The 10274-nt window shown below is 72.9% G+C and carries 10 protein-coding genes; 9 read left to right on the forward strand and 1 reads right to left on the reverse strand.

The genetic code is table 11. The annotated features are described in order from the left end of the window. The first annotated feature begins 14 nt into the window (after window positions 1-14). Window positions 15-848: an ExsB family transcriptional regulator gene (locus tag O2W20_RS06940; protein WP_269170985.1), complete on the forward strand. Its 834-nt coding sequence runs from the start codon at window positions 15-17 to the stop codon at window positions 846-848. Here O2W20_RS06940 and larB read toward each other — a convergent pair. Then, window positions 839-1516 (reverse strand): nickel pincer cofactor biosynthesis protein LarB, encoded by a 678-nt coding sequence (gene larB, locus O2W20_RS06945; RefSeq protein WP_269170986.1) that lies wholly within the window; start codon window positions 1514-1516, stop codon window positions 839-841. The genes O2W20_RS06940 and larB overlap by 10 nt on opposite strands. A 60-nt stretch (window positions 1517-1576) precedes the next feature. Between larB and O2W20_RS06950 the strand changes: the two genes are divergently transcribed. From O2W20_RS06950 to dapB, 8 genes are all read left to right on the forward strand, one after another. Beyond that, entirely contained in the window at window positions 1577-1903 is a 327-nt protein-coding gene (locus O2W20_RS06950; RefSeq protein ID WP_269170987.1) for an antibiotic biosynthesis monooxygenase family protein, read from the forward strand. Between the two features lie 193 nt (window positions 1904-2096). Continuing rightward, window positions 2097-3248: a branched-chain amino acid aminotransferase gene (locus O2W20_RS06955; RefSeq protein WP_269170988.1), complete on the forward strand. Its 1152-nt coding sequence runs from the start codon at window positions 2097-2099 to the stop codon at window positions 3246-3248. Window positions 3249-3285: 37 nt separating this feature from the next. After that, window positions 3286-4257 (forward strand): bifunctional riboflavin kinase/FAD synthetase, encoded by a 972-nt coding sequence (locus tag O2W20_RS06960; protein WP_269170989.1) that lies wholly within the window; start codon window positions 3286-3288, stop codon window positions 4255-4257. A gap of 184 nt (window positions 4258-4441) precedes the next feature. Further along, window positions 4442-4711, forward strand: coding sequence for a 30S ribosomal protein S15 (rpsO, locus tag O2W20_RS06965; protein WP_091942961.1), 270 nt, complete (start codon window positions 4442-4444; stop codon window positions 4709-4711). Between the two features lie 256 nt (window positions 4712-4967). Further along, window positions 4968-7232 (forward strand): polyribonucleotide nucleotidyltransferase, encoded by a 2265-nt coding sequence (locus O2W20_RS06970; protein ID WP_269170990.1) that lies wholly within the window; start codon window positions 4968-4970, stop codon window positions 7230-7232. After that, window positions 7229-8620: a M16 family metallopeptidase gene (locus O2W20_RS06975; protein ID WP_269170991.1), complete on the forward strand. Its 1392-nt coding sequence runs from the start codon at window positions 7229-7231 to the stop codon at window positions 8618-8620. The genes O2W20_RS06970 and O2W20_RS06975 overlap by 4 nt, the downstream gene beginning before the upstream one ends. Before the next feature lie 7 nt (window positions 8621-8627). Next, entirely contained in the window at window positions 8628-9008 is a 381-nt protein-coding gene (locus O2W20_RS06980; RefSeq protein WP_269170992.1) for a VanZ family protein, read from the forward strand. Between the two features lie 60 nt (window positions 9009-9068). Continuing rightward, window positions 9069-9878 (forward strand): 4-hydroxy-tetrahydrodipicolinate reductase, encoded by an 810-nt coding sequence (gene dapB / locus O2W20_RS06985; protein ID WP_269170993.1) that lies wholly within the window; start codon window positions 9069-9071, stop codon window positions 9876-9878. The last annotated feature ends 396 nt before the right edge of the window (window positions 9879-10274 follow it).

Raw genomic sequence — 10274 nt, forward strand, 5'->3', positions numbered from 1 at the left:
ACACCCTGGCCACGATGAGCGGACTGGAGCACCGGCTGGCCATGCTGGACGCCGAGCTGTCCGCGGTGCCCGGGGTGCTCGTCGCCTTCTCCGGTGGCGTGGACTCCGGGGTGGTGCTGGCCGCGGCGGTGCGGGCCCTGGGCGTCGACCGGGTGGTCGCGGCGACGGCGGTCTCGGCGAGCCTGCCGGCCGCGGAGCGGGTGGCGGCGCACGAGTTCGCGGTGGGCCTGGGGGTGCGGCACGAGCAGCCGCGCACCGATGAGCTGTCGCGGCCGGGGTACGTGGCCAACGCCGGGAACCGGTGCGCGTTCTGCAAGACCGAGCTGGTCGACGTGCTGACGCCGCTGGCCGCGGAGCTGGGGATCGCCGACGTGGTGACCGGCACGAACGCCGATGACCTGCGAGCGGGTTTCCGGCCGGGCATCGCCGCGGCGGCGGCGCGGGGGGCGTGGGCGCCGCTGGCCCGGGCCGGCATGACCAAGGACGACGTCCGGGCGGCGGCCCGGCGGTGGGGTCTGCCGTTGGCGGACAAGCCGGCGGCGGCGTGCCTGGCCAGCCGGATCGCCTACGGCGTGCCGGTGTCGGCGGCGGGGCTGGCCCGGGTGGAGGCCGCCGAGGCGGCGCTGCGGGCGGCGCTGACCGGGGCCGGGCACCCGGTGCGCGACCTGCGGGTGCGGGACATGGGGGACGACGTGGCCCGGGTCGAGGTCGACGCAGCCCTGGTGCCGCTGGTCGGGCCGGAGCTGCTGGCCGCGGTCACCGGCTTCGACCGGGTGGAGGTGGACCCGCGGGGCTTCCGGTCGGGGGCGATGAACGAGCTGCTGCCCGACCCGGTGCGCTACCGGTGAGCTGACCGGACGATCCGCGCGGCCGCGACACCGGCGCCGAAGCCGTTGTCGATGTTCACCACCAGCACCCCGGGGGCGCAGGCGGTGAGCATGGTGAGCAGCGCGGCCAGGCCCTCGAAGGCGGCGCCGTAGCCGACCGAGGTGGGGACGGCGACCACCAGCCGGTCGGTCAGCCCCGCGACCACGCTGGGCAGCGCGCCGTCCATCCCGGCGACCACGACGACCGCATCGGCCGCGGCAAGGTCCGGGGCGACGGCCAGCACCCGGTGCACGCCGGCCACCCCGACGTCGTCCACCCGCCGACAGCCCACCCCGCTGGCGGCCAGGGTGGCGGCGACCTCGGCGGCGACCGCGCCGTCCGACGTCCCGGCGGTCAGCACGAGCACCTGGCCGACCGGGGGCGGGGGAGTGCCCACCCAGGCCACCCGGGCGACCGGGTCGACGTGGGCCCCCGGCCAGCGGTCGCGCACCGCCGCAGCCGTGGGCTCGTCGACCCGGGTGGCCCAGGCGAGCGGGACGCCGGCGTCGAGCAGGCCGGCCAGGCAGGCGACCGTCTCGGCCGGGGTCTTGCCGCCGGCGAAGACCACCTCCGGGGTGCCGGTCCGGGCCGCCCGATCGGGGTCGAGCCGGGCCAGGCCGATGTCGGCGGTACGCGGCTGCTCGGTCACGGCGACCAGTCTCGCGTACCCGCCGTGTCGAGCAGGTCGTCGCTGGGCAGGATGCCGTGCATGAGCGTCGTCAAGATCAACGTCGTGACCATGCCCGAGGACAAGCGCGCCCGCTTCGAGGAGCGGTTCAAGGGCCGGGCCGGTGCGGTGGAGACCACCCCGGGCTTCGAGTGGTTCGAGCTGCTCCGCCCGGTCGCGGGCACCGAGTCCTACCTCGTCTACACGCGGTGGACGAGCGAGGAGGCCTACGAGGCCTGGCAGAGCAGCCAGGACTTCGACCGCGCGCACGACGGCGGGGGCGACACCCTGGCCCCGGCCGCCGAGCGCTCGCAGCAGCACGTGTGGAGCTACGAGGTCGTCGAGTCGGCCGCACCGAAGAGCAGTTGAGCCGCAGGCCCGTGCCGTCGTCGCCGCCGCGGTGACGACGGCCGGGCCCACCGGTCCGTCCGGCCGCACCAGTTCCCGGGCGGCGTTCGTCCCGCTGCACGTGCTGCGGGCCCGTACAGCCGGGCTAGGGTGACCGTGCGGGCCGGGCAACCGCCAGGCCTCGCTCCAGCACGAGCACCAGCAGGTGGGAGCCATGACCGACACGCTCGCCGACAGCCGTACCTCCCCCCGGGACTTCGCCGCGGGCGTGCCGCTGGTCGTGGAGGACGTGCCGCGCCGTTCGGTCGCCGAGCGCACTCGTCAGCTGGAGGACCCGGGCTTCGGCCGGTACTTCACCGACTCGATGGTGGTGGCCCGGTACCGCGTCGGCCAGGGCTGGGTCGATGCCCGGCTGACCGCCTACGCCCCGCTGCAGCTGGACCCGAGCGCCGCCGCCCTGCACTACGCCCAGTCGATCTTCGAGGGCCTCAAGGCCTACGCCCAGCCCGACGGCAGCGTCGCCACCTTCCGGCCGGAGTCCAACGCCGCCCGGTTCGCCCGCAGCGCCGCCCGGCTGGCGATGCCCGAGGTGCCCGCGGAGTCCTTCCTCGCCGCTGTCGACGCCCTGGTCGACGCCGACCGCGACTGGGTGCCGACCGGCCCCGACCAGACCCTCTACATCCGGCCGTACATGCTGGCGGTGGAGCCCTTCCTCGGCGTCCGCCCGGCGCACGAGTACCTGTTCATCGTCATCGCCAGCCCGGCCGGCGCCTACTTCCCGCGCGGCGTGCACCCGGTCTCGGTCTACCTCTCCGAGGACTACATCCGGGCCGCCCCCGGCGGCACCGGCGACGTCAAGTGCGCCGGCAACTACGCCGCCAGCCTGCTGGCCCAGGAGCAGGCGATCGCCGCGGGCTGTGACCAGGTGGTCTGGCTGGACGCGGTGGAGAAGCGCTACGTCGAGGAGATGGGCGGGATGAACCTGTTCTTCGTCCTCGGCGCCGGCGCCGACGCCGAGCTCGTCACCCCCGAGCTCACCGGCACGCTGCTGCCCGGCATCACGCGCGAGTCGCTGATCACCGTCGCCCGGGAACTCGGGCACCCGGTCACCGAGCGGAAGTTCAGCGTGGACGAGTGGCGGGCCGGCGTGGCCGACGGCTCGATCACCGAGACGTTCGCCTGCGGCACCGCCGCCGTCATCACCCCCGTCGGTGAGGTGAAGGCGCGCACCGGCGATTTCACCGTGGGCACCGGGGAGCCCGGCCCGCTCACCATGCAGCTGCGCGCACACCTGCTCGACGTGCAGCACGGCCGGGTGTCCGACTCGCACGGCTGGCTGCACGGCGTCGCGCCCGCGGCCTCCTGAGCACGTCGACCACTCGGCACCGGGGGAGAGGAACGGCGTGCTGCGCTGGCGTGGGCTGGACTCGACCCCGCAGGACCTGGGGCGCACGGTGGTCACCGTCGGGATGTACGACGGGGTGCACCGTGGCCACCAGCACCTGATCGGTGCCGCGGTCGCCCGGGCGCGGGCGCTCGGCCGCCCTGCGCTGCTGCTCACCTTCGACCCGCACCCCTCCGAGGTGGTGCGGCCCGGCTCCCACCCGGCGATCCTGACCTCCGCCGACCGCAAGGCGGAACTCGTGGCCGAGCTGGGCGTGGACGCGATGTGCGTGCTGCCCTTCACCGCCGAGTTCAGCCGGCTGTCCCCGGGGGAGTTCACCCACACCGTGCTGGTCGAGCACCTGCACGCCGCCCAGGTCGTGGTGGGCCGGAACTTCACCTACGGGCACAAGGCGGCCGGCACGGTCGAGACGCTGGCCGCCGAGGGCCGGAGGTTCGGGTTCAGCGTCGAGGGCATCGACCTGACCAGCGTCGGCTCCGCTCCCGCCCTGGCCGGCGACGGCGAGGTGACCATCTCCTCCACCTACATCCGGGCCTGCGTGGCCGCCGGGGACATGCGGTCGGCCGCCCTGGCGCTGGGCCGCCCGCACCGGGTGGACGGCATCGTCGTCCGGGGCGACCGTCGGGGACGAGAGCTCGGCTACCCGACCGCCAACGTGGAGAGCCCCGCGCACACCGCGATCCCTGCCGACGGCGTGTACGCCGGGCGCCTGGTGCTGCGTGACCACCGCGGGGGCAGCCGCAGCACCCACCCGGCCGCGATCTCGGTGGGCAGCAACCCCACCTTCGCCGGCGCCCGGCGCACCGTCGAGGCCCACCTGCTCGACTTCGAGGGCGACCTCTACGGCGAGCACGTGGGCGTGGAGTTCGTCGAGCGGCTGCGCCCGATGCTCAGCTTTCCCGGCGTCCCGGAACTGCTGGTGGCCATGGGTGAGGACGTCGCCCGGACCCGCGCCGTCCTGGAGGTCTGAGACCGCGGCCCACCGGGTCGCGAGCCGACTGCGCGCCCGCAGGCCGGTCTCCCGCTCCCACTCGGCGAGGTCTGGTCCTGGTGCGGCCGTGTAACCTCGATCCCGACGTCGGGTGACCGACGTGTGTGCATGCTGCCCCCGTGACACAGACCGGGGGCCACACGTGACCTGCCCTGGAGGCACCATGGCGCTCGAGAGCGCGACGAAGAAGCAGATCATGACCGAGTACGCGACGGTCGAGAACGACACCGGTTCCCCCGAGGTGCAGGTCGCGATGCTGACCCGACGGATCAGCGACCTGACCGAGCACCTCAAGCTGCACAAGCACGACCACCACAGCCGGCGGGGCCTGCTCCTGCTGGTCGGTCGTCGCCGGCGGCTGCTGAACTACCTGGCCAAGACCGACATCAACCGGTACCGCTCGCTCATCGAGCGGCTGGGCCTGCGCCGCTAGCACCACCGAGGGGACCGCTCCGGCAACGCCGGGACGGTCCCCTCACTCGTGCGGCACCCGCCGCACGGGAACACCGGCCCCACGCCGGCCAGCCCGCGAGGGCCGGTCCTCGGTAGTGGCTCCCGGGACGCAGCGAGCCTGAGTGCAGGACACGCGAGCGCGACCCCGAGGGCTTCGATCGAAGACCGGTCGCCCCGGACGCCGGCGCGACGCCGCGAAGAGGACGTCGCCGTATGCGACGTAGGAAGAGGACACGATGTCCGCACCCACCACAGATCCCACCGACTTCGACGCCGAGGACGGCGTGTTCACCGCCACCGCGGTGATCGACAACGGGGCCCTCGGTTCCCGCACCGTCACCTTCGAGACCGGCCGCCTCGCCAAGCAGGCCGCCGGCTCCGTCGTCGCCACCATGGGCGACACCACGCTGCTGTCGGCCACCACGGCCGGCCGTCAGCCCAAGGAGCAGTTCGACTTCTTCCCGCTGACGGTGGACGTCGAGGAGCGGATGTACTCGATCGGGAAGATCCCCGGTTCGTTCTTCCGCCGCGAGGGCCGCCCCTCCGAGGACGCGATCCTCACCTGCCGGCTGATCGACCGCCCGCTGCGGCCGACCTTCGCCAAGGGCCTGCGCAACGAGGTCCAGGTCGTCATCACCGTCCTGTCCCTGGACCCCGACCACCTGTACGACGTGCTCGCCATCAACGGCGCATCGGCGTCCACCCAGCTCTCCGGCCTGCCGTTCTCCGGCCCGATCGGCGCGACCCGGGTGGCGCTGATCAACGGCCAGTGGGTGGGCTTCCCGACCCACGCCGAGCTCGAGGACGCCGTCTTCGACATGGTCGTGGCCGGCCGGCTCCTGCCGGACGGCGACGTCGCGATCATGATGGTCGAGGCCGAGGCCACCGAGAAGACCATCGAGCTGGTCGCCGGTGGCGCCACCGCCCCGACCGAGGAGGTCGTGGCCCAGGGCCTCGAGGCCGCGAAGCCGTTCATCAACGCGCTGTGCCAGGCACAGTCCGCGCTGGCCGGCAAGGCCGCCAAGCCGGAGGCGCACTTCCCCCGCTTCCTGGACTACCAGGACGACGTGTACGCCGCCGTGGAGGCCCAGGCCGCCGAGAAGCTCGCCGTGGCCCAGGCCATCGCCGGGAAGCAGGAGCGCGAGGAGGCCACCGACGCGCTCAAGGACGAGGTCAAGGCCGCGCTGGCCGGCCAGTTCGAGGGCCGGGAGAAGGAGATCTCCGGAGCCTTCCGCGCCGTGACCAAGAAGGTCGTCCGGCAGCGCATCCTGCGCGACAAGATCCGCATCGACGGCCGTGGGCTCACCGACATCCGGCCGCTGTCGGCCGAGGTAGAGGTGCTCCCGCGGGTGCACGGCTCGGCGCTGTTCGAGCGTGGCGAGACCCAGATCATGGGCGTCACCACGCTGAACATGCTCCGCATGGAGCAGCAGCTGGACACGCTGAACCCGGTCACCCGCAAGCGCTACATGCACAACTACAACTTCCCGCCGTACTCCACCGGTGAGACCGGCCGGGTGGGCTCGCCCAAGCGCCGCGAGATCGGCCACGGCGCGCTGGCCGAGCGGGCACTGCTGCCGGTGCTGCCGGACCGCGAGGAGTTCCCCTACGCGATCCGTCAGGTCTCCGAGGCCCTCGGCTCCAACGGCTCCACCTCGATGGGCTCGGTCTGCGCCTCGACGCTGTCCATGCTCAACGCCGGTGTGCCGCTGAAGGCCGCCGTCGCCGGCATCGCCATGGGCCTGGTCTCCGACGAGGTCGACGGCAAGACCGAGTACGTCGCGCTGACCGACATCCTCGGCGCCGAGGACGCGTTCGGTGACATGGACTTCAAGGTCGCCGGCACCAAGGACTTCGTGACGGCCCTCCAGCTGGACACGAAGCTCGACGGCATCCCCTCCGACGTCCTCGCCGGTGCGCTGACCCAGGCCCGCGCGGCCCGGCTGCACATCCTCGACGTCATGCTCGAGGCGATCGACGGCCCCGACGAGATGAGTGCCTACGCCCCGCGGGTGACCACGGTGCGCATCCCGGTCGACAAGATCGGTGCGGTCATCGGCCCCAAGGGCCAGATGATCAACGCGATCCAGGACGAGACCGGCGCGGACATCACCATCGAGGACGACGGCACGATCTACGTCGGCGCCTCTGACGGCCCCTCGGCCCAGGCCGCGGTCGACCGGATCAACGCCATCGCCAACCCGACGCTGCCGAAGGTGGGCGAGCGGTTCCTCGGCACCGTGGTGAAGACCACGGCGTTCGGCGCCTTCGTCTCGCTGCTGCCCGGTCGCGACGGCCTGGTCCACATCAGCAAGCTGGGCAACGGCAAGCGGATCGCCAAGGTCGAGGACGTCGCGAACGTCGGCGACAAGCTGCAGGTCGAGATCACCGACATCGACGCCCGCGGCAAGATCAGCCTGGTGCCGGTCGTCGAGGGTGAGGCCGGCGACGCCGGTGACGCAGCCTCGGCCGACGAGACCGCCGCCCCCACGGAGGCGTGAACACGAGTACCGACCTGACCGGGGTCGGGGCGGGCGCTGCGGCGTCCGTCCCGGCCCCGGTCGGTGTCACCACCCCCGGGGTGACGCAGCTGCTGGACGTCGACGAGGTCGGCGGCCGGGTGGAGCGGACCGAGCTGCCCGGGGGGCTGCGGGTGATCACCGAGACGATGCCCGGGGTGCTGTCGGCGACCCTGGGCATCTGGGTCGGCGTCGGGTCCCGTGACGAGAGCCCGGAGCTGGGCGGTTCCTCGCACTTCCTCGAGCACCTGTTGTTCAAGGGCACGCAGAGCCGCACGGCGCTGGAGATCGCCACCGCGATGGACGCCGTCGGCGGTGAGATGAACGCCTTCACCGCCAAGGAGCACACCTGCTACTACGCGAACGTGCTCGCCAGTGACCTGCCGCTGGCGGTGACCCTCCTCGGCGACCTCGTCACGGACGCGCTCAACACCGCACCGGACCTGGAGTCCGAGCGCACGGTGGTGCTCGAGGAGATCGCGATGCGCGACGACGAGCCCGCCGATGCGGTGCACGACCTGTACGCGGAGACCCTGTTCGGCGACACCCCGTTGGGGCGGTCGGTCCTGGGCACCGTGGAGTCGATCGAGTCCCTGACCCGGGACGACGTCGACGGCTGGTACCGCGACCGTTACGCGGTCCCCTCGATCGTCGTCTCGGCGGCCGGGCGGGTCGACCACCAGCAGGTGCTCGACCTGGTCACCGCCGCCTTCGGCGACCGGCTGACCGGGGGAGCGCGGCCGGACCCGCTGCGGCTGGGGTCCGACGTCGTCCTCGCCGGACCGGCGCGGCGCACCGGGCTGATCCACCGGCGCACCGAGCAGACCCACCTGCTGCTGGGCAGCATCGGGATGGGCCGGCTGGACGATCGCCGTTACGCCGGAGCCGTGCTGGATGCGGCGGTGGGCGGCGGCATGAGCTCGCGGTTGTTCCAGGAGATCCGGGAGAAGCGGGGTCTGGTGTACAGCGTGGGCTCCTCGCTCACCCACTACGCCGGGACCGGGAGCTTCTCCGTGTACGCCGGGTGCTCGCCCAAGCGGGTGCCCGAGGTGCTCCGGCTGATCCGGGCCGGACTCGCGGAGGTCGCGGCCACCGGCCTGACCGCCGAGGAGGTCGCCCGGGCGCGTGGCCAGCTCAAGGGCGGTCTCGTGCTGGGGCTGGAGGACACCGGCTCGCGGATGAGCCGGCTGGGCAAGAGCGAGCTCTCCTACGGTGAGTACCTGCCGGTGCGGACGGTGCTCGACCGGATCGAGGCAGTGCAGGAGGACCAGGTGCGCGCGGTGGCCGACGATCTGTTCACCCGGCCGACCTGCCTGGCCGTCGTCGGCCCCTACCGCGAACGCGACCTCGACCGGCTGCTCGCCGCCTGAGCCGCCGATGACCTCCCGACCGACCACGGTCTCCGCCGTCCACGGCGCCCTCGCACGCGGCGTGTTCGCAGTCGTCGTGCTGGTCTCCCTGGCAGTGCTGTTCGTGCCGGCCTCGGGTGTCCCGTCCGCTCCGGCGGGCGTGGACAAGGTGGTGCACGTGCTCCTGTTCGGGGTGCTGGCGGTCAGTGGCCGATGGGCCGGCGTCGGCCGCGGGGTCCTCGGCGTCGTCCTGGTCGTCTACGCATCGGTCAGCGAACTCCTCCAGTCCCTGCCCGTGCTCAACAGGTCGACCTCGGTCGCGGACCTGCTCGCCGACGTCGCGGGGGTCGCCGTCGGGCTCCTGGTCTGGGACGCCGTCGCCCGGACCCGGGCGACCCGGCCCAGCTGACCGTGCCGGTGGGTGGGGTGCCGCCTTGCGTGCGGGGCCCGCGTTGGTGAGCATCGCGGGATGAGCACCCCACCGGCCCCCGACGTCCAGCCCCCGTCCGCCACCTCCGGAGAGACCCCGCTGGTCTCGGTGGGGGTGCTCGGCGCCCGGGGCCGGATGGGTGCCGAGGTCTGCCGGGCGGTCGACGCCGCCGAGGACCTCGAACTCGTCGCCATGGTCGACGAGCGCGACTGGCTGTTCAACGTCGCCGATGCCGGTGCCCAGGTGGTCGTCGACTTCACCCGTCCCGACTCCGTCATGGACAACATCCGCTTCTGCATCGACCAGAACATCCACTGCGTCGTCGGGACGACGGGGTTCGACGAGCAGCGGCTGGCCACGATCGCCGAGTGGCTGGAGCCCAAGCCCGACCTCGGGGTGCTCATCGCACCCAACTTCGGGATCGGGGCGGTCCTCCTCATGCGCTTCGCCCAGGAGGCGGCCCGCTTCTTCCCGTCCGTGGAGATCGTGGAGCTGCACCACCCGAACAAGGTCGACGCCCCCTCGGGCACCGCAGCCCGGACGGCCCGGCTGGTCGCGGCCGCTCGGCGGGCTGCGGGCGTGCCGGCTGCCCCGGATGCGACCCGGGAGTCCGACTCCCTGCCCGGGGCGCGCGGTGCCGACGTCGAGGGCGTGCCCGTGCACGCGGTCCGGCTCGCCGGCCTCGTCGCCCACCAGGAGGTGTTGATGGGCGCAGCGGGGGAGACGCTGACCCTGCGGCACGACTCCTACGACCGGGCGTCCTTCATGCCCGGTGTGCTCCTCGCAGTCCGGGAGATCGGTCGCCGCCCCGGCCTGACCGTCGGGATCGAGTCGCTGCTCGGCCTCTGAGGCCCCTGGGGCCGTCTCGGGCTCGGTCCGGAGCCCCCAAGAAGGTGACCTGCCTCGCAATGCACGGCCGGGTGGTCGTCGTTGACCTGCGGTTTCTCCCTCGTGAGGGGCTCGGGACGCCCTTCAGGGCCTGCCGAGGCACCTCGGCGGTTTGACGGAGCCCGGGACGGCACGTAAGTTCTTCTTTGCGCCGAGCGAGACCGGGTCGAAAGAGCTGGGAGCCGCGAGGTCAGACCCCCGGGTGTGACAGCGAGCCGTGCACGGCGTACAGTCGGACAAGCCGCCTCAGACGAGGGCCAAGAAATTGGTCGGGTTTTGAGCGCGTCCGCTCCTTGAGAACTCAACAGCGTGCCGAAAGTCAGTGCCAAGTAACAAATCCCCCTTCGGTGTCTTCGG

The organism is Modestobacter sp. VKM Ac-2982 (assembly GCF_026967935.1).
In the GTDB taxonomy this organism is placed as follows: Bacteria; Actinomycetota; Actinomycetes; order Mycobacteriales; family Geodermatophilaceae; genus Modestobacter.

What these genes read in the sequence shown, in the direction of transcription:
- rpsO (WP_091942961.1), top strand. Translation starts at nt 4,442, where the DNA reads ATGGCGCTCGAGAGCGCGACGAAGAAGCAGATCATGACCGAGTACGCG.
- O2W20_RS06955 (WP_269170988.1), top strand. Translation starts at nt 2,097, where the DNA reads ATGACCGACACGCTCGCCGACAGCCGTACCTCCCCCCGGGACTTCGCC.
- O2W20_RS06980 (WP_269170992.1), top strand. Translation starts at nt 8,628, where the DNA reads ATGACCTCCCGACCGACCACGGTCTCCGCCGTCCACGGCGCCCTCGCA.
- O2W20_RS06970 (WP_269170990.1), top strand. Translation starts at nt 4,968, where the DNA reads ATGTCCGCACCCACCACAGATCCCACCGACTTCGACGCCGAGGACGGC.
- O2W20_RS06940 (WP_269170985.1), top strand. Translation starts at nt 15, where the DNA reads ATGAGCGGACTGGAGCACCGGCTGGCCATGCTGGACGCCGAGCTGTCC.
- dapB (WP_269170993.1), top strand. Translation starts at nt 9,069, where the DNA reads ATGAGCACCCCACCGGCCCCCGACGTCCAGCCCCCGTCCGCCACCTCC.
- O2W20_RS06950 (WP_269170987.1), top strand. Translation starts at nt 1,577, where the DNA reads ATGAGCGTCGTCAAGATCAACGTCGTGACCATGCCCGAGGACAAGCGC.